General features: G+C 56.5%; 15 protein-coding genes, 1 tRNA gene and 1 pseudogene. 9 read left to right on the top strand and 8 right to left on the bottom strand.

Annotated elements, in window-relative coordinates; genetic code table 11:
• From N7D90_RS18870 to N7D90_RS18860, 3 genes are all read left to right on the top strand, one after another.
• Nucleotides 1-1,158, top strand: a complete 1,158-nt coding sequence (locus tag N7D90_RS18870) for a phospholipase D-like domain-containing protein (RefSeq protein ID WP_261739421.1) — start codon at nt 1-3, stop codon at nt 1,156-1,158.
• Nucleotides 1,159-1,261: 103 nt separating this feature from the next.
• Nucleotides 1,262-1,897 carry a LysE family translocator gene (locus N7D90_RS18865; RefSeq protein ID WP_261739420.1) on the top strand — a complete coding sequence of 212 codons (636 nt, stop codon included), beginning with the start codon at nt 1,262-1,264 and terminating at the stop codon, nt 1,895-1,897.
• A 79-nt stretch (nt 1,898-1,976) separates the two neighbouring features.
• Nucleotides 1,977-3,260: a diguanylate cyclase domain-containing protein gene (locus N7D90_RS18860; RefSeq protein WP_261739419.1), complete on the top strand. Its 1,284-nt coding sequence runs from the start codon at nt 1,977-1,979 to the stop codon at nt 3,258-3,260.
• 31 nt (nt 3,261-3,291) lie between these two features.
• Here N7D90_RS18860 and N7D90_RS18855 read toward each other — a convergent pair whose 3' ends face one another.
• The 4 genes from N7D90_RS18855 to N7D90_RS18840 form a co-directional block, all read right to left on the bottom strand.
• Entirely contained in the window at nt 3,292-4,566 is a 1,275-nt protein-coding gene (locus tag N7D90_RS18855; protein WP_261739418.1) for an MFS transporter, read from the bottom strand.
• The gene (locus tag N7D90_RS18850) at nt 4,563-5,624 is read right to left on the bottom strand and encodes a sugar phosphate isomerase/epimerase family protein (protein ID WP_261739417.1); all 1,062 of its coding nucleotides are present in this window, start codon (nt 5,622-5,624) and stop codon (nt 4,563-4,565) included. Before N7D90_RS18850 ends, N7D90_RS18855 begins: the two co-directional genes overlap by 4 nt.
• 85 nt (nt 5,625-5,709) lie before the next feature.
• The gene (locus N7D90_RS18845) at nt 5,710-7,224 is read right to left on the bottom strand and encodes a PLP-dependent aminotransferase family protein (RefSeq protein WP_261739416.1); all 1,515 of its coding nucleotides are present in this window, start codon (nt 7,222-7,224) and stop codon (nt 5,710-5,712) included.
• Nucleotides 7,225-7,264: 40 nt separating this feature from the next.
• Complete coding sequence (locus N7D90_RS18840) at nt 7,265-8,176, bottom strand: LysR family transcriptional regulator (protein WP_261739415.1); 912 nt, start codon at nt 8,174-8,176, stop codon at nt 7,265-7,267.
• A 154-nt stretch (nt 8,177-8,330) separates the two neighbouring features.
• Between N7D90_RS18840 and speB the strand changes: the two genes are divergently transcribed.
• The 4 genes and pseudogenes from speB (at nt 8,331) to betA (ending at nt 14,258) form a co-directional block, all read left to right on the top strand.
• A complete protein-coding gene (gene speB / locus N7D90_RS18835) occupies nt 8,331-9,308 on the top strand; it encodes an agmatinase (protein WP_261739414.1) in 978 nt (325 codons plus the stop codon).
• 96 nt (nt 9,309-9,404) lie between these two features.
• Nucleotides 9,405-10,913 (top strand): annotated as a pseudogene (locus tag N7D90_RS18830) (aldehyde dehydrogenase family protein).
• Nucleotides 10,914-11,031: 118 nt separating this feature from the next.
• Nucleotides 11,032-12,567, top strand: coding sequence for a purine-cytosine permease family protein (locus N7D90_RS18825; protein WP_261739413.1), 1,536 nt, complete (start codon nt 11,032-11,034; stop codon nt 12,565-12,567).
• 2 nt (nt 12,568-12,569) lie between these two features.
• Nucleotides 12,570-14,258 (top strand): choline dehydrogenase, encoded by a 1,689-nt coding sequence (gene betA, locus N7D90_RS18820; protein ID WP_261739412.1) that lies wholly within the window; start codon nt 12,570-12,572, stop codon nt 14,256-14,258.
• A 91-nt stretch (nt 14,259-14,349) separates the two neighbouring features.
• Here the strand turns inward: betA and N7D90_RS18815 are convergent.
• From N7D90_RS18815 to N7D90_RS18800, 4 genes are all read right to left on the bottom strand, one after another.
• Nucleotides 14,350-14,423 (bottom strand) — tRNA-Gly (locus N7D90_RS18815).
• A gap of 106 nt (nt 14,424-14,529) precedes the next feature.
• On the bottom strand, nt 14,530-15,384 hold the full coding sequence (locus N7D90_RS18810) for an alpha/beta fold hydrolase (RefSeq protein WP_261742483.1): 855 nt from the start codon (nt 15,382-15,384) through the stop codon (nt 14,530-14,532).
• Between the two features lie 93 nt (nt 15,385-15,477).
• Entirely contained in the window at nt 15,478-16,188 is a 711-nt protein-coding gene (locus N7D90_RS18805; RefSeq protein ID WP_261739411.1) for a pseudouridine synthase, read from the bottom strand.
• Nucleotides 16,189-16,221: 33 nt separating this feature from the next.
• The gene (locus N7D90_RS18800) at nt 16,222-16,443 is read right to left on the bottom strand and encodes a cysteine-rich CWC family protein (RefSeq protein WP_261739410.1); all 222 of its coding nucleotides are present in this window, start codon (nt 16,441-16,443) and stop codon (nt 16,222-16,224) included.
• Nucleotides 16,444-16,708: 265 nt separating this feature from the next.
• On the opposite strand from N7D90_RS18800, the gene N7D90_RS18795 reads away from it, so the two are divergent.
• On the top strand, nt 16,709-17,146 hold the full coding sequence (locus N7D90_RS18795) for a DUF3757 domain-containing protein (RefSeq protein ID WP_261739409.1): 438 nt from the start codon (nt 16,709-16,711) through the stop codon (nt 17,144-17,146).
• Nucleotides 17,147-17,705: 559 nt separating this feature from the next.
• Nucleotides 17,706-18,398: a uracil-DNA glycosylase gene (gene ung / locus N7D90_RS18785; protein WP_261739407.1), complete on the top strand. Its 693-nt coding sequence runs from the start codon at nt 17,706-17,708 to the stop codon at nt 18,396-18,398.
• Nucleotides 18,399-18,467 lie beyond the last annotated feature (69 nt).

Below are 18,467 nucleotides of genomic sequence, written 5' to 3'. Positions count from 1 at the left end.
ATGGCTGGCGCGGTGTTCGGCTGGCGTAGCGACAACCAGTTCGAGTTGCTGATCGATGGGCCTCAGTTTTTCCCTCGAATGCTGGCAGCCATCGAGCAGGCACAAGAGCAGATTGATCTGGAGTTGTATCTGGTGGAGGCCGGAGACTGTGCCGAAACCATCGTGCAGGCCCTGGAACAAGCGGCCTGGCGCGAGGTGCGGGTGCGCTGCCTGTTTGACGGTTATGGCAGTCTGGGATTGAGCCTGGGGTTGCGCCGGCGATTGACCGAGGCCGGTGTCGAACTCCGGTATTACAACCCGCTGAGCTGGCGACGCGGGCTGAATAATCTGTACCGCGATCATCGTAAGCTGTTGCTGGTGGATCAGCAATTGGCCGTGGTTGGAGGCACCGGGGTGACCGACGAGTTTTGGCGCCCCAGTGAAAACACCTGCGACTGGCATGAAGTCATGGTCGAGATTCAAGGCCCGTTGGTGCTGGACTGGCAGATGCTGTTTGATCGTCAATGGCGCGCCAACATCAGTCGCAAGGCGTGGAAATCAGCGACACACTTTGGACTTGCGCGATTGCCCAAGGTGCCTGACGAAGGGCAGGGTATGGGGCGCGTGGCTTACGCGGATGCACATCAACATCGCGATATCCTGCAATCGCTGGTGCGCGCGATCAACAGCGCAAAACAACGAATCTGGCTGGCCACGCCTTACTTCTTGCCGACCTGGAGCGTGCGTCGTTCGCTGCGCCGTGCGGCTGCACGGGGTGTTGATGTGCGGTTGTTGCTCACCGGGCCGCGCACGGACCATCCCTCCGTGCGTTATGCCGGTCATCGCTATTACCCGCGTTTGCTTAAGTCCGGCGTACAGATTCTGGAATATCAGCCCCGTTTCCTGCATTTGAAAATGGTCCTGATCGACGACTGGGTCAGTATTGGCTCGTGCAATTTCGACCACTGGAACCTGCGGTTCAACCTTGAGGCTAACCTCGAGGCGATCGACCCTGCGCTCACCCAGGCGGTCGCCGCCAGTTTTATCAACGACTTCGCGCAGAGCCAGCCCATCAGCCTGCAAGACTGGCAGTCACGACCACTCTGGAAGCGGGTGCAGCAGCGCATCTGGGGCTGGGTTGATCGGGTGGTGGTGAATATTTTGGGGCGTCGGCACTAGAATTTTCTCGGCACGCGGTTACAGAACCCTGCATAACGTGCAAAATCGAGCGACTTCACGAGTAACGGAAACGCGTGAAGCATGTTTTTTTGGAGCGTTTTGCATGACACCTTCGCTGTTATTGGCCGTTCTGGCTTCGGGTTTTATCTACGGCATCACCCCTGGGCCGGGGGTGCTCGCCGTATTTGGGATTGGTGCCGCACGCGGGCGACGCGCCGGAGCCGGTTTTTTGTGCGGGCATTTGCTGGGTGATGTGATCTGGTGCAGTACGGCGCTGATTGCCATCGTGGGCGCCCGTGAGTTTGGCAGCACGGCGTTTAATGTCCTGGGCTTGATCAGCGGCCTTTACCTGTTTTGGCTGGGGCTGCGTGCAGTTCGCGCCCAGCGTGGCAGCGTCGCCCAGCAAGGACCAGCACGCCAGCCGTTTACCCATGGCATTTTCTTCGGCTTGACCAATCCCAAGGCGTACCCCGTGGCGGTGGCGACCTTTACTGCATTGCTCTCCAGCCGTGCGGAACTTCTGACATGGGCCATGCTGCCATGGCTGATTGCATTGAGCTTTGTGGGTGGGGCGCTGGCCTACGTCATTTTGGTAGGCATTGTAGGCGCGGGGCATGTCAGGGCACTCTATCAACGGCATGAGCTGCTGATTACCCGTTTATGCGGGGTGATGTTTATCGGTTTTGCGATCAGTGCCTTGATGCACGCGCTGCCTGGGTTATTGCGAACTATCGTATGAAGTAGTGGCAGGGAACGCATGGCGATCTACGGCTCAGGGATGAATGTTGATGTTTACCCCTGAGGCACCAAGCGGTCTTATGGACATCAAAAGTTACCTGTTTCAGGCCGGTTTTATTGACTTGCTGCTGGATGCAGTGTGTGTGGTCGACCGCGCAGGCCACTTTGTTTATGTCAGTGCGGCCTGCGAGCGTATCTGGGGCTATGAGCCAAGCGAGCTGATTGGCCAGCCCATGATCAATCTGGTTTTCCCCGCCGATCGTGAGCGCACACTGCTCGCTGCCAGTGAAATCATGGCAGGCGAACCCAAGCTGAATTTCGAGAACCGCTATGTCCGCAAGGATGGGCGGGTCGCCCATATATTGTGGTCAGCGCGCTGGTCTGAAACCTATCAGATGCGCATTGCCGTAGCCCGTGACATTACCGAGCGCAAGCAAGCCGAGTCGCGCCAGTTGGCACTTTTCGCAATATCGGAAGCCGCCCACGCAACCGATGATTTGCTGACGCTGTTCAAGCGAGTACACCAGCTCATTGCGCAGTGGCTGCCGGCATTGAATTTTTCGGTTGCGCTTTGTGATCAAGGCCAGGGTGCGCTGAGTTTTCCTTATCACGTTGATGAGCATCCGTTGCAGCAAAACTCGGAGGTTACCCAACTCAGTGAGCTGGTCATTCGCGGTGGTCAGTCCATTCTGCGTTGTGGCGAGAAAATGCCGTCATGGCTGGGCGTGCCCCTGGCGACCCAGAACGGCATTATTGGTGCTCTGGTGGTCAAGAGTGCGCAGGGAGAAGAGCGTTATACCGAGCAGCACCAAGACCTGCTGCAATACGTCTCGACCCAGGTGGCGGCCGCCATCGAACGCAAGCAATTGCATGCCCGCTTGCAGTACTTGGCGCAGTACGATGCCTTGACTCGCTTGCCCAATCGAACGCTGCTCTACGACCGTTTGAACTGCGCGCTGGTGCATGCCAAGCGTGAGCGTGAATGCATGGCCGTCCTGTATCTGGATCTGGACCATTTCAAACGGGTCAACGACAGCTTCGGGCATGCCGTCGGTGATGGTCTGTTGCAACAGGTTGCGCACCGTCTGAGAAGTAGCGTGCGTGAAAGCGACACTGTCGCCAGGATGAGTGGTGATGAGTTTGTGCTGGTTCTGTCCAAACTCACGTTGCCGGAGCACGCGCTGGTCGTGGCTGAAAAACTACGACTGAACCTCAGTCAGCCCGTACTGATTGAGGGCCATAGGCTCAGCATTTTTGCCAGCATCGGCATCGCCGTTTATCCCGAGCATGGAGAGCTGGCCCAGCAACTGCTCAACTATGCAGACACGGCAATGTATCGAGTGAAAAAGAGCGGGCGCGGGTGAGATCATTCACCACTTGCCCGCTCTTGCCTCATCAGGCCTGAGCCAGAGCTGTGTGCTGGACGGTCGCAATGTTTTTACGTACCGCGCGATGCAGCAGGCCGCACACCATAAAGCCGATCAGCGCCAGTAGGCTCATCAGGCTGAATACATAGTTGTAGCCTTGTTGGCCTGGAAAGTGATCGAGGATCGAACCGTAGATCACGTAGGCAAACATCCCGGGGGCGTAGCCGATCAAGCAGGCGATACCGAAGGCCGAACCGGTGATGCGCTGGGGAATGCCCACTTCACTCATGGGCGCCCAAAATACGCCACGCATGGTGAACACAATCAGTGCGAAGGACAGCGTGGCGGCCATGCCGATATAGATGAAGTGCCCGCCCTTTGGCACCAGCATGATCAACGCCATGATTGGTAGCAGCGCCAGAAATGCCCACTTCATGTAGCGCGAAGGGCTCTTGAAATACTTGTCGGCCATAAAGCCGCCCGCCGGGCCGCCGAGGATCTTGAGGAAGTACTGGTTGATGATGCCGTAGGCACCGACCAGTGCGACCGGCAGCTCATAAATATCCTTGAGGTAGGGAATGAAGTAAGTCAGGCCGCAATAGACGATGTAGACCATGAAGACGTTGAAGCTGACCAGCCAGATCCCGGGAATCCTGATCGCTTCAAGCAGCCCGGACATGCCGGAGAGGCTGGCCTCTTTCTTGACCACGGGGGCTGCCTTGTTATCGCGCAACAAGAACCAGGTGACAATGCCCGCGATGATGTCGACCAACGAATAGAACACGATGGCCGACTTGAGCCCCGCTTCACCTGACCCCATCGCGACGAACACCCCCAGCGCTGAAAACGCGACCAGCGTATCGACGATGCCCCGACCTCCCTCCAGAAAGCCGAACATGCGACCTTGTTCGTTATCCTCGCCAAGGTTGCGCACGGCCTTGAGCAAGGCAGGCCAATAGATGCAGTCCGCGCAGACGGCCAGCAGGCAGAACACGATCAACAGCTTGTCGAAGCCGGGGAAGGTGGCCAGATACAGTCCCAGACTGCCGGTTCCGATCAGGCCCAGGGGGATCAGCTTGCGTGTATCAAAGCGGTCCGCCAGATACCCGCCGACCACGAACAGGGCGGTGGCGATGATGGCATTGGCACTGAGCAGCGTGCCAAGCTCGGTGTGGCTGAGCCCCATATATTGCTGAATCGGGACGTAGAAAGCGTCTTTGAGGTTGGCGAGCTTGTAGATAGTCCCGCCGCCAAGAATGAGGACCAGAAAGCGTAGCCATTTGGCTTTGGACTGAGTGGTCATTTTTGTTCTCCCAGCGTCAGTTGAGCCAACATTTTCAATTCACCCAGCAGGTCGCGCACATAGCGAATCTGGTTGTTCGCCCACTGGTGTTCCTCATCCATCATCCGTTCCACGCAATAGCCTGGCGGCAGCGCGGTTTCGCTCATTTCGCGGTAGTCGATAAAGGGGTCAGCGGCTTCGTCCGACTGGCGGAAAGCTGGCGCGATGTAGTGGTTTTCCTGCTCCAGAATGAAGGCGATAACCTGCGGCTCGTGCTCGCCGAGCATCAGCAGTTCGAACACCATGCGCGCACTTGGCAGATGGTCTTCGACGCTGCCTTGCAGCACACCGTAATGCCCGAAACCGTTTTGCTCGGGCACCACGCGTACACCTTTCATATGTACTTGGCGGATGTGCGGGGCCAGTTGTTGCAGGGCTGGCAACGGCTGCTCGCAGGCGTTGATCATGTTGCCGAAGTCGAACAGCGCATGCAGGCGTGGATGGTCAAGACGCTGCAGCAACTGCGCAATCTCATGGCTCTTCAACTCTTCATGTTGCTCGAAGTCGAAAAACAGGTCGTGCAGGTCTGCCTGCTCGGCCAGATACCGCAGGTCAGTTTCAATCAGCGCCATAACCCGTGAGAGGTGGCCTTCATAGCGTGAGTAAACGCGGATGTTGCGCGTGCCGAGAACGTTGGCAATGGCGATAACCTGATCGACATCTTCCTTGCGGGTGCTACTGATTTCCAGATGCACATCCAGACCGAGCCTGGCAGCCTTGTCGCGGAATTCCTGTAACTGGTGCGGGTTCATGTTGCTCAGGCTGTTGGCCTCGCCATCGAGCAAGTGCAGGCTCAGCCCTTGCAGCTCATGGCGGTAGGCGAAGTCCAGCAGCTCACCTGGCAGGACCCGGCCATGGGTCAGGTTGCTGAGGAGGGGATACGCATGGGCGAACAGGCGCAGCTGCGCCAGTCGGTCGATAAGTTTACTGGCCAGTTGCGGGGTCAGCACCGGCGGCGGGCAGCTGCCATCGGTGTTATGGCTTAGCAGGGAGTTGAAGCGTGCTTGAATACAGTTCATTAGAATTATTCCTGGTACAGGCACCGAATCAGTCGGTAGGGCCTTTATCGCACCAGGGTGGTTCTATCTATAGAGCCATTATTTTTTAATTCTTATGACCACTTTGCAGTGAGTGGCCCATTTTCAGCAGCGCCTGAGCCAGCGCTTCGACTTTCTCTTCGGCCTGTTCTACCGGGGTGCCGGCAAAGCCGATCAGCAGACCGGGTGGCAGATAACGCTGTACGCAGTAGTCGCTCAGGGCGTAGGTATGAATCTGGTGCCGGGCCAGTTCCTTGGCGATGGCCGCGTCATCCAGTTCTGGGGCGAGCCAGCCGATCAGATGCATGCCAGCACTCACGGGCTTGAGCTGCATAAAGTTGCCCAAACGTTGCTGCAGTGCGCTCAATAAACACTCTTGACGAGCCTGATACAGCGCGCGCATGCGGCGGATATGGCCGAGGAAATGGCCTTCGCGGATAAAGTCTGCCGTGACTGCCTGTAGCTGCGTGGACGGGCTACGATCCATGACGGCACGCATGGCGCAGAAGGGATCGACCAGCGCTTGCGGGAGTATTACGTAACCCAGCCGTAATGACGGGTAGAGCACTTTGCTGAACGTGCCGACGTAGATGACGCGGGCCCATTGGTCCATTGCATAGAGGGCTGGCAGTGGGCGCGAGCCATAGGTGAACTCGCTGTCGCAATCGTCCTCGATGATCCAGCGATTGCCCCGATCAGCCCACTCGATCAATTCCTGGCGCCGTGCATAGCTCATTGTCGTGCCAAGCGGGTGCTGGCGTGACGGAGTCGTAAACGCCAGTCGCGCCTCTGGGCATTCACGCAGGCCTTGCTGCACGTCGATACCCTGTTCATCAATCCGTAATGGCACCACCCGGCAACCTTGGGCCTGGAGGGCAATGCGCGCAGCAATATGGCCGGGGTCTTCCATCCAGATGCTGTCCTGGGGGTCGAGCAACAACATGCCCAGCAAGTTAAACGCTTGCTGGGCGCCCGAGACGATAACTACCTGGCTGGCCTCGCATTCGATTCCGCGAGCGTCATAGACGTATTCGGCAATCGCCTCGCGCAACCGCAGCAACCCCTTTACCTCGCCATAACCGAGTATTGCCTTGGTCGGTTGGCACAGATGCCGGTTCATCAAGCGCTTCCACACATGCAGCGGGAAAGCATCGAAGGCGCCCTGGCTTGGGAGGAAAGAGGTCGGACAGTTTGGTTCCCAGGTCTCGTAGGAAATCCCGCTGAAATGATCGCTGCGCAAGGACAGCACCGATTGGCTCAGGCTCGACAGGCGCGGGGGCTTACGCAGTTCGTCAGTCGTGGTTTCGCGGCTTTCCCACTCGGCTCCGACATAAGTGCCCGCACCGGGCCGTGAAACCAGAAACCCCTCGGCAATCAGCTGATCGAAAGCGTTCAGGATGGTAATTCGCGACAGCGACTGTTCTTTGCACAAGGTCCGCGTGGAGGGCAGCCGAGTACCTCCTTGCAGGCGACCAGCGAGAATCTGCTGGCGAATTTGCAAGTACAGTTGACGATACAGGGGCGTTGGGCTGGCACGATCCAGCGCGATGCCGGTCAGGAGCCGACCACCGGGGGATTTCATGGGATTTTGCCTCAATTATTGTTATTGCGTACTCAGGTACTCAGAGTTGCGCGTCGTCACGTATGGCGGCTAGGTCTTCCAGAAACACTCGTAGAATCGGTGGCGGGGCGACGCCCCGTCGGGTGATCACATCAAAAGGGGAGGTCAGGCAAAGCGTGTTGGGTGCAAGTTGCTGCATCTCGCCGGTCTTGACCCACTGGGCCGCAAAGTGATTGGGCAGAAAGCCCAGGTAGGCTCCCGATATGATCAGAATGGCCAGTGCCTCGATATTGTCGACGGTGGCTGCCGCCTTGCTCACTCCCAGACTATCCAGATCGTATTGCTGCATAAAGCCCCGGGCCACGATACGGCTTTCGCCGATTTCCTCCAGTAACTCGTCACTTTCTGCAGTGCTTGCGAACAATGGGTGGCGGCGCCCGCAGTACAACCCGAGAGCTTCATGGTACAGCGGTGAATATTCAAGCCCTGACACGGGGTTGGGGAAGTGCCCTATGGCCAGGTGCAAACGGTTGTCGAGTACTCGCTCTTCCAGCTCTGCCGGGGTACCGACATAAACGTTGAGGTGTACATCGTGGCCGCGGGAAACAAAGCGCTGCGTGGTTCTGGGCAGGGGCGAGCCGGGGTCGCTGATGGTGGAGTCGATGATGCCCAGATTCAGCTTGCCGGTGATGTTCTGTTTGAGCACACCGGCATCCAGGCAAAAGGAGTCCACGGCCATCAGCAGGCGCTGGGTGGATTCGTAAATGGCCACGCCTTGTTCGGTCAGGCGAAAGCCACTACGGCCGCGCTGGCACAGTTTTACCCCGAGCCGGGTTTCGAGGTGGGTCATTTGTTCGCTGATGGTCGACTGGCCGATATTCAAGGCCGCTTGTGCCGCAGAAAACCCTCCGCATTTTACGATCTCGACAAAGACCCTGAGCAGTTTCAGATCTACGGTGTGTAGTTGATTCACTCCGGTACTCCCTTCTCTTGATGCATCGGATAGCCCGATATGAGTATCGGATGATTAGCATTTTTTCCATCAAAACCTGCGCTCATAGTCACTCCAGCAGGGGACGCTTACCAGCACTGTCCTCGCCAATAACAAGAACTGGAGATACATCACTATGTCTAAGAATGGGTATGAATCCGGGCGTTTGAACCTTCCGTTCGTGGGTCACTGTACGTTTGGCAAGGCCCCGGTTTGCACCGATTGGGATGCCCTTGATGCCGACGTGGCGATCCTCGGAGCGCCCAATGACATGGGAACGCAATGGCGCTCCGGGGCACGTTTTGGTCCACGCGGGATTCGTGAGGCATCGACGCTGTTTTCCTTCGGTCATGCGGGTGCATACGATCACGAAGATGACGTTATGTACCTGACCGCTCAGGATGTGCGCATGGTGGATGTGGGGGATGCAGATATTATCCACACCGACATGAATGCCAGTAACGACAATATCGAATTCGCGGTACGCAAGATTCTCGAAGCCGGTGCCATGCCGGTGGTTCTGGGGGGGGATCATTCCGTACATGCCCCGGTGATCAAGGCGTTCGAGGGCAAGGGACCGATTCATATCGTGCATTTTGATGCGCATCTGGATTTTGTCGACGAGCGGCATGGCGTTCGATATGGCCATGGCAACCCGCTGCGCCGTGCTTCGGAAATGAACCACATTGTCGGCATGACCCAAATGGGCATCCGTAACGTGTCGTCGTCCAACCGCGATGACTATGAGGCCGCCTACGCTTCCGGCTCCAAAGTACTTTCTGTTCGCGATGTGCGCCGCCTCGGCACCGAGGGCGTACTGGAACTGATCCCGCAAGGGGTCAAATACTACATCACCATCGATATCGATGGTTTTGACCCTTCCATTGCTCCTGGCACGGGAACCCCGAGCCACGGTGGTTTCTTGTACTACGAGGTACTGGAAATTATCCAGGCCCTGGCCAAACGCAGCAAAGGCAACATTATCGGCATGGATCTGGTGGAGGTTGCGCCGGTGTATGACCAGGCCGGTGTGACCTCGATTCTGGCCGCGCAATTGCTGCTCAACAGCATCGGTTTCATCTACCACGAGCGGGCCAAGGCACGCGAACTCTGATATGCGCAACACGTCGGGGATCAGTGTGCAGCCCCGGATCGAGTCTTGAACCCAAGAGGCTTGGCGTGACCTTCACCCCGGCCCGAGAGAATAAAAATGGACATGACCGTCAAGCAGTATTTGCAAACATTCGGTGTGAGCGAAGCGACGCACAGATTTCTCACCAAACACCAGAAAATGTTTATTGCTGGAGAGTGGGTCGAGGCAAGCGACGGGCAAACGTCTGACGTGATTGAGCCATCGACTGAGTGCGTTTTGACTCGCATTCCCATGGGCACCACCGCGGATCTGGACCGCGCCGTGCAGGCTGCTCGGGCGCAGTTTGACGGTGGCGCCTGGCGTCAGCTCAAGCCGCTGGAGCGCGAGCGGCTGATGCATCGGCTGGCCGATCTGATTGAAGAAAATGCTGACGAGCTGGCTGAAATCGAGTCCATCGATATGGGTAAATCGGTGTCCGGTGCCCGTGCTGTCGACTTGCAGGGTACGGTGGACACGTTGCGCTATTTCGCCGGGTGGGCGACCAAGATTCATGGACGAACTGTAGAACCGTCGCTGCCCGGTAACTATCTGGCCTATACCCGCAAGGAGCCGATCGGTGTTGTGGGCGCCATCGTGCCGTGGAACTTCCCTTTGCAAACCATGGCTTGGAAACTCGGTGCCGCGTTGGCCACCGGCTGCACAGTGGTGGTCAAACCGGCCGAGCTGACGTCACTGTCGGCCTTGCGCTTTGCAGAACTGGTGCAGCAAGCGGGCATCCCTGACGGTGTGGTTAACATTGTGACCGGGCGCGGTAATGTCGTTGGTGCAGCGATGGCGACCCATCCGGGTATCGATAAGCTGACCTTTACCGGCTCGACCCCCGTTGGTCGCACTGTCGGGCAGGCGGCACTGGATGACATGAAGCGACTTACCCTGGAACTGGGCGGCAAGTCCCCGGTTATCGTGCTGGCCGATGCCGATGTGCCAGCGGCGGCTCAGGCGATTGCCAACGGGGTGTTTTTCAACTCGGGCCAGGTATGCGATGCGGGTACTCGGGCCTACGTACATCGCAGTATTTACGACAGCTTCCTGAGTGAATTGATTGCCTACACTCGGACCCTGAAGATGGCGCCGGGGCTGGACCCCGACTGCTTTATCAGCCCGCTGGTTTCTGCATTGCAGAAACAACGGGTGTTGGACTACATCGAAATCGGCAAGCGCGAAGGTGCCGAGCTGGTCTATGGCGGACAGCCAGTCCAAGGTCCTGGCTACTTCGTCGAGCCGACGATCTTTGCTCATTGACGCAACGATATGCAGATCGTTCAGGAGGAGATATTCGGCCCGGTGCTGGTTACCGCGCCGTTCGATGATGAAGAAGAAGCTCTGGCGCTGGCCAACGACTCTCCGTTCGGCCTGGCCGCAGCGCTGTACTCCAATGACCTGGGTCGCGTACACAGCCTGATTCCGCGGCTCCGGGCCGGTTCGGTGTACGTCAATGCCCACGGCACCATAGACCCTTCGATGCCGTTCGGAGGTTACAAGCAATCGGGTTTTGGCAAGGATCTGGGCGCTGAACAGCTCGATTACCTGCTGGAAACCAAAGCGGTGTGGATAACGCTGCCCTGAGTGTCTTGTGACTCTGGTTCGTCGGGCGCCTGACGCGACTCTGAAAAGACGCACTCCAGTGCGTGCCGGAGCAGGTCGGTTATCTGGTCATGATCTTCACTACCTTTGCGAGTACATCATGGACACTCTTCCCAAATCGGCTGTCGAAGGGCACTCGATCGACTTTATTCCCGAAAGCGAGCGCACCGACAAACTGTCCAGCCAGGGGCCGTTCTGGTTTCTTGGTAACTTCACATTCTTCACCATGACCATAGGTTTCGTTGGCCCCAGTGTTGGGCTGAGTGCCTTATGGACCATCCTGGCCGGCACGCTGGGCATCATGTTTGGCACTTTGTTCATGGCATTTCACGGCTCCCAAGGGCCGCACTTGGGTTTGCCGCAGATGATCCAGTCGCGGGCCCAGTTCGGTTATCGCGGGGTGATTTTGGCACTGTTGGCCACGCTGTTTGTGTTCGCCGGTTTCAACATTGTCAACATGGTGTTGATGATGCAGGGCCTCAAGGAACTCTTCGGTTTCAACCCGTTGATTGTGGCGCTGGCCGTGACGGTGCCAGCGACGGTGCTGGCGATTCTGGGCCATGACTGGATGCACCGCAGTTTCAAGTGGGCGCTGTTTCTGTCGATCCCGCTCTACGGTCTGGTGACGCTGGCAGTAATGATGAATTGGGTGCCCGATGCACCGATGCCGCTGCTCGCTGCGGGTGAGGCAACCCCGGCACCTTTGGGTTTTAACTGGACCGGCTTTATCACCCAGTTTGCCGCAGCCGCCAGTTACAACATTGCCTATGCGCCATACGTATCCGACTACTCACGCTACCTGCCCAAGAACACCCATAGCGGGAAACTGATCGCGGTGGTGTTTCTAGGCGCTTCTCTGTCCGGTGCCTGGATGATTGCCGTGGGTGCCTGGCTGGCCGATCACCTGCATGCGAGTAACGTTCTGGTTGCGCTGTCGCAAGTGGGCAACACCGTCTCCCCCTTGATGGGCATTGTTGTGGTCGGTGTGACCATTCTGGTGTTTTTGCCGGTTATCGCCATGAACATTTACAGCGCCAAGCTGACCACCTTGACGTGCGTGGACTCGATCAAACACATCGAGCCGACGCGCAGGGCACGTATCCTCGCAATCGCTTTTGTGATCCTGCTGCAACTGGGTGTGTCGCTGAGCCTTCAGGGGTCGGACAAAGGTTTGTCGGTGCTGGGGATCTATCTGGTGGTGATGCTGTATTTCCTGGTGCCATGGACAGCCGTGAACCTCACCGACTACTTCTTTGTGCGCAAGGGGCGCTATGCCATCCCGCACTTTTTCACGCCGCACGACAGCCTCTATGGCAGTTGGGGCATACGTGGCCTCGCTTCATATGCCATTGGTTTTGTCGCGATGATCCCGTTCTTCTACATCTTTGATGGGGTGGCGCAGAAGGAGGTCTATGTCGGCCCGCTGGCCAAGGCTCTGGGCAATATAGATATCGCCTGGCTGGTCGGGCTCATCGTGTCGGGGCTTGTGTACTACTGGTTAAGCCGCTCGATTGATCTCAAAAACGAAGAAGCCGTCATTCAGGGGATCGAACTGACGCATCCGCATTTCACCACCGGGGACAAGGCAGCGATGCCGCTTGCGCCGCTGTCCGGCATTACGAATTTTGGGAGATAGACATGTCGATCAAAGATTTTGATTACATCATCATTGGCGCAGGCTCTGCCGGATGCGTGTTGGCCAATCGGCTGACCGAAGACCTCGATACTCAGGTTCTGGTGCTCGAATACGGCGGTAGCGATCGCAGTGTGGTGATCCAGATGCCGAGTGCGTTTTCGATCCCTATGAACACCACCAAATACAACTGGCGCTATGAGTCCGAGCCCGAGCCTTACCTCGATGGCCGTCGCATTCATTGTCCGCGGGGCAAGGTGCTGGGTGGCTCGTCGTCTATCAACGGGCTGGTCTATATCCGTGGCCATGCTTTTGACTTTGACGAGTGGGAATCCTTGGGCGCAGAGGGCTGGGGCTATCGCAATTGCCTACCGTACTTCAAGCGTGCCGAGAGTTGTGAAGCGGGCGGTGACGAGTATCGCGGAGGCAGCGGCCCGCTGCATACCACCAGCGGCAACAAGATGAAAAACCCGCTGTACGGGGCTTGGGTCGATGCCGGTGCCGAAGCGGGATACATCAAGACCGATGACTGCAATGGCTACATGCAGGAAGGCTTTGGCGCCATGCATATGACGGTCAAAGACGGCGTTCGTTGCTCTACGGCCAATGCCTATTTACGACCTGCCATGCAGCGTCCCAATTTGACTGTGATCACCCTGGCGATGACCCGTCAGATCATTCTCGACGGCCAGCGCGCAGTGGGCGTCAGCTACGACCGTGACGGCCAGACCCACACGGTTTACTGCAAGCGCGAAGTGCTGATTTGCGCGGGGCCGATTGGCTCGCCGCATCTGTTGCAACGCTCCGGAATCGGCCCCTCGGTAGTGCTCGAAAAGGCCGGGGTAGAGGTGCTGCACGATCTGCCTGGAGTGGGCGAGAACCTTCAGGATCACTCGGAAATCTACATCCAGTACGGCTGCAAGGAACCGGTCACCCTCAACAGCAAAATGGACCCCCTGAGCAAACTGACGATTGGCCTGCGCTGGTTGTTGTGCAAGGACGGGCTCGGAGCAACCAACCACTTTGAAGCTGGCGGTTTTATCCGTTCCGAACAGGGTCTGCGCTGGCCGGATATTCAGTTTCACTTCTTGCCCGCTGCCATGCGCTATGACGGCAAAAAACCGATCAAGGGCCACGGCTTTATGGTGCTCACCGGGCCGAACAAACCCAAGAGTCGTGGCCATGTACGGCTTCGTTCGGCGGATCCCTATGAGCATCCTGAGATTCTGTTCAACTACTTGCAACGCGAAGAGGACCGCGAAGGTTTTCGACGTTGCGTGCGCCTGACCAGGGAAATCATTGGCCAACCCGCTATGGACCGTTTCCGTGACACCGAGATTGCACCAGGACCGAACGTGAACAGCGATGCCGAGATCGATGCCTTCGTACGCGAAAATCTGGAAAGCACCTACCACCCTTGTGGTTCGTGCCGCATGGGGGAGGACGATATGGCAGTGGTGGATTCACAACTGCGAGTGCGCGGGGTCGAGGGTTTACGTGTGATCGACTCGTCTGTATTCCCGACAGAGCCGAACGGCAACCTCAACGCTCCTACCATCATGTTGGCCGAGCGGGCCGCAGATCTGGTTCGTGGGTGCAAGATGCTTCCTGAATCCGATGTGGTTGTGGGGTTGGCTGCACAGTGGGAAACACGTCAGCGCACTTCAGCACCGGTGAGAAAAGTCAGCGTTTGAGGCGTAGTGCAGTGTGGGGGATTATGACTTGAAGAAGGGATTCTTACTTTGAGCTGCTTATGGAATTTGGGAGTTTCCATGGAAGCAAAAGTGGAGCGGGTGGCGGGAATCGAACCCGCGTGATCAGCTTGGGAAGCTGGAGTAATACCATTATACGACACCCGCTCAGAGCGGCTGACTTTGTACCAGAAGTCGGCCTTGATGAGAAGTTTTATTCTGAAAATATGCACTTCGCAGCGTTTTTTCGACCTGTTGTTTGTCTCGCACGCGCTCACAGGGAGAGTGACTGTGGTTGAAGCTGCGTCGGTTTTAGAAAGTCGAGCAGGGCGTTTTTACTGATATGGCTGGCGGACTTGTGTTCCATGTCCAGAAAATGCCCGGTGTTTTCCAGGCTGACAAACTGGCTGTTGGCAATCGGTTGCGCAAAGTGGTGAGCGTCGCTGGCCACGGTGTATTCATCCCATGCGCCATTGATAAATAACACCGGGATCTCGATCCCCTTGGCTGCACTGAGGAAGCACTGCTGGTCGCTGTTCAGAACGTGGTTGATATGAAAGTGCATCTGCGCATATTCATGCTCGGCCAGGCTGCTGACATGTCGAAAGTTGAAGCGTTTGAAGAGCGGGGGCAAGTGCTTGCCCAGCGTGTCATTCACCAGATTGCCGACCTGGGTCCGGTTGCAGGCCGCCAGGCAGTGACGACCACGCTCCAGATAGTCGCGCATGGCTTCGTTGATCAACGGCGAAAAAGAACTGATCACGGCTTTTTCGATACGCCGTGGCGCAGATGCCAGTGCGGTCAGCGCCGCTGTGCCCCCCCAGGAAAACGACAGCAGATAATTTGCATCAAAGTGCTCTATCAACTCCAGAAGCACCTGCGCTTCCAGTTCTCTTGTCAGCATTTTCTGATGAGGGTTATGAGGTTTGGACTTTCCGGCGTAAGGCTGGTCGTAAAGAACAACATTCAAATGCGGGTGCAGGTTTTTCAAGGTCTGGGAAAATGACGCAGTCGTCGCCATCGAACCATTGACCAGGATGATGGTGTTCTCTGCGTTATCGCACCGATAGAACTCGGTGTGAATTCGGTATTGGCCTTGAATATCGAGCACTGCAATTTCGGGCTTCATCATGGCGTCAGACTCCAGTGAATCGAGCGTCGGTCTGACTGATGGTGCACCGCGATTGTTACAGGCAAGGGTAAGGGGCTAGTCCGTTGACGGCTAGTGTGCGGGCGGCCCTTGGAATAGTTGTATTTCCTGATCGCTCAGCGCCCGATATTCGCCGGGGGCCAGTTGGCTGTCGAGTACCAGCGGGCCGATGCTTTCGCGGTGCAGCAGTACAACCTTGTTGTTGAAGTAGCCAAACATGCGTTTGACCTGATGGTAACGACCTTCAACGATACTCAGGCGCGCACTGCAAGGGCCGAGCAACTCCAGTTCGGCGGGCTGTGTTGTCAGGTCTTCAAAGGCGAAATAAACGCCTTCAATGAATTTGCTGATGTACTCGGGGCCGATTTCCTGTTCCGTCTCGACGTAATACACCTTGGGCATTTTGGTTTGAGGTTGGGTCACATGGCGCGACCACTGACCATCGTTGGTGATCAGCATCAGCCCGCTGGTATTGAAGTCCAGCCGGCCTGCAATGTGCAGTTCGTGCTGGTCGGGCTCATTGAGCAAATCAAGTACCGTCGGGTGCTCCGGGTCCTGGGTGGCGCTTACACAGCCAGGTGGTTTATGCAGCATGAAATACCGCGCTGGTTTACCTGCCTGAAGGATTTGCCCGTCGAACTCAATCCTGCTGAATGCCCGGATTTCGTGGCGCGGATCGCTAATCACCTGCCCATCCACCTGGATCCGTTTCTCGATCAGGAGCAAGCGTACTTGTTGGCGGTTGAACTGGGGCAAGTTGCTCAGGAAACGGTCTACACGCATAGCGATTAATCACAAGAAAAACAGACCTGCATATTACTTTAGGTGCTCCGATTGCGCTGGCTGCAATTGGCTTTGAACGTTCGCACAGCGAGGGCAAAGGCATGTCAGGTCGCGCTGTTCAAGTGGCAAGGCGCGGATGATTTCGGGGTCGATACTGACGCTGTAGCACCAGCAGGGTTGGTCGACGGTTGCAGGGTTTGCCATGGAACAGTCGTTGCGGGCCCCGCATGCAGGGCAAATCTCGGGAGTGGTCATGTCTGGGTGTCCGTTGTGGGGCAGGCGCTTAATCGCTCCATAGTAAACGCTGTCGAGGGCGTACGTATTTTTATGCGCGGGGCGTATGAAAATTCATTAATTTTTCAGTAAGTGGGTATTTAAAAGTTCGTGCACAATTATCGGAATTCGCCTACTAAGAATTGCATTGTCAAGTTGTGAGGGTTGATTAGTATTGGGTGCTTCGGCAAGGGGTGAGTGTCGAGAACTATCAAGTTTTTAAATAAATATTTAGAGGTGGCTGGTTATGAAAGTTATTTGTATATTTTTGTGGGTGTTATTTTATTCGGCAAGTTCATGGGCTAATACAGCCGAAAGTTGTCCGAGTGTTGAAAGTGTAACCCTGCGGGCGGGTATCTACACCGCGCCGGCCGCCAAGGCCGGGAGCGAATGGATCGCTGTGTCTGGCGCGCAGTCGGCTTCGCGGTTGGAATCATTTGAGGCCGGGGTGTTTTATCCGGAAAGTAATCAGCAAGGCTCTGTAGGGAAAATTGGCTATTGCGAATATAAAGCGCAGGATCGTTCCCGTGTGAATTTGCACTATCGACAAAGCCGCGCTGAAGAGCACTCAATGCGTCTGCTCAATGTAGGCAACTGGACGTTTATGGAAAGTGGGCTGGGTCTGAAACTCTATGAATGCACTGTTTCAGATCCAGGCGCCTGTGCTTTTTCCATACTGGAGTAACTCGGTAATCCATCAGTTTTGATACAACAGCCGGGTGACAGAGGGGAGGGCGGAGGGCAGTGTGTTGCCTCTCTGCTTGATCCGCCGGTCTGACGTTTTTTATTCACGGCACTGAAAATCATTTTTGCGGTCTTAACAGGTGTCAGACAGCGTTGCTGTTTGTCGCCTTCCAGCGTCGCTGGATGTGCTCTTTCGCGGTCCAGGAGGCCGCCATGTATCGTCGCCTGCTCTCTATCGTTGTTCTTGGCTTGGCTGTATCTGCTTGCGTGCCTTATTACTCGGGTTACGAAGGTTATCGTACAGAGGTCTATACGGCTCCGGCCCCTTATTACTATGGCGGCTATCGTCCGTATTACGTGTATCCGCGAGGCTACTATGCCCCGTCTCCACGCTATTACCACGGGCCCGCGTATTACCCTCAGGGGCCAGGCTATCGTTACGGTCATGGGCCGGGTTATGGCGCTGGTCATAATGGTGGGCGGGGGTGGAACCACCGGTGATGTTGACAATGGCGGCGGGCTTTTCTAGTGTCCGCCCCATTGTTTCTCAGGATGTAGCCATGACGTCGGATGACCGTATAAAACTTGAACCTGTATGGAAGCAGGCCTTGCGTGAAGAGTTCGATAAACCTTACATGGCCGAACTGCGTGAATTCTTGCGTCAGGAGCATGCGGCCGGTAAGGAAATTTACCCACCGGGCCCGCTTATTTTCAACGCTTTGAACCTGACGCCGCTGGACAGGATCAAGGTGGTTATCCTTGGCCAGGACCCTTATCACGGCCCAGGCCAGGCACATGGGTTGTGTTTTTCAGTGCAGCCCGGTGTCCCGACCCCGCCCTCGCTGGTCAATATTTATAAAGAGCTCAAGCGCGATTTGAATATCGACATCGCCCCCCACGGCTGCTTGCAGCATTGGGCTGAGCAGGGTGTTCTGCTGCTCAATACAACGATGACGGTGGAGCGTGCCAATGCCGCGTCCCATGCAAAAAAGGGCTGGGAGCACTTTACTGACCGAATTATTCAGGTAGTGAGTGAGCAGCAGCCTAAACTTGTTTTCTTGCTGTGGGGCGCCCATGCGCAGAGCAAGCAAAAACTGATTGATGCGACCAAGCATCTGGTGCTGACGTCGGTGCACCCATCGCCGCTATCGGCCTATCGAGGGTTTATCGGTAACGGCCACTTCAGTCGAACCAACAAGTTCCTTGAGCAAAATGGCTTGTCCCCGATCGACTGGAAACTGCCACCGGCATAAACAGCTCAGGCAGTAGCGGGGTGGTTGGCCGCGATAGTTGATCATCGTTTTGCACACCAGGTAAGGCAG

Source organism: Pseudomonas fragi, assembly GCF_025426255.1.
Classification (GTDB): Bacteria; Pseudomonadota; Gammaproteobacteria; order Pseudomonadales; family Pseudomonadaceae; genus Aquipseudomonas; species Aquipseudomonas kulmbachensis.
The sequence above is the reverse complement of the archived record's forward strand: the minus strand, read 5'-3'. Positions and strand labels throughout refer to the sequence as shown.

Excerpts from the sequence above, each read along its gene's own strand:
- N7D90_RS18850 (WP_261739417.1), bottom strand. The coding sequence starts at position 5,624 with ATGAACTGTATTCAAGCACGCTTCAACTCCCTGCTAAGCCATAACACC.
- N7D90_RS18870 (WP_261739421.1), top strand. The coding sequence starts at position 1 with ATGGCTGGCGCGGTGTTCGGCTGGCGTAGCGACAACCAGTTCGAGTTG.
- N7D90_RS18795 (WP_261739409.1), top strand. The coding sequence starts at position 16,709 with ATGAAAGTTATTTGTATATTTTTGTGGGTGTTATTTTATTCGGCAAGT.
- N7D90_RS18805 (WP_261739411.1), bottom strand. The coding sequence starts at position 16,188 with ATGCGTGTAGACCGTTTCCTGAGCAACTTGCCCCAGTTCAACCGCCAA.
- N7D90_RS18845 (WP_261739416.1), bottom strand. The coding sequence starts at position 7,224 with ATGAAATCCCCCGGTGGTCGGCTCCTGACCGGCATCGCGCTGGATCGT.
- speB (WP_261739414.1), top strand. The coding sequence starts at position 8,331 with ATGTCTAAGAATGGGTATGAATCCGGGCGTTTGAACCTTCCGTTCGTG.
- ung (WP_261739407.1), top strand. The coding sequence starts at position 17,706 with ATGACGTCGGATGACCGTATAAAACTTGAACCTGTATGGAAGCAGGCC.
- N7D90_RS18810 (WP_261742483.1), bottom strand. The coding sequence starts at position 15,384 with ATGAAGCCCGAAATTGCAGTGCTCGATATTCAAGGCCAATACCGAATT.
- N7D90_RS18860 (WP_261739419.1), top strand. The coding sequence starts at position 1,977 with ATGGACATCAAAAGTTACCTGTTTCAGGCCGGTTTTATTGACTTGCTG.
- N7D90_RS18800 (WP_261739410.1), bottom strand. The coding sequence starts at position 16,443 with ATGACCACTCCCGAGATTTGCCCTGCATGCGGGGCCCGCAACGACTGT.
- N7D90_RS18865 (WP_261739420.1), top strand. The coding sequence starts at position 1,262 with ATGACACCTTCGCTGTTATTGGCCGTTCTGGCTTCGGGTTTTATCTAC.
- betA (WP_261739412.1), top strand. The coding sequence starts at position 12,570 with ATGTCGATCAAAGATTTTGATTACATCATCATTGGCGCAGGCTCTGCC.
- N7D90_RS18825 (WP_261739413.1), top strand. The coding sequence starts at position 11,032 with ATGGACACTCTTCCCAAATCGGCTGTCGAAGGGCACTCGATCGACTTT.
- N7D90_RS18855 (WP_261739418.1), bottom strand. The coding sequence starts at position 4,566 with ATGACCACTCAGTCCAAAGCCAAATGGCTACGCTTTCTGGTCCTCATT.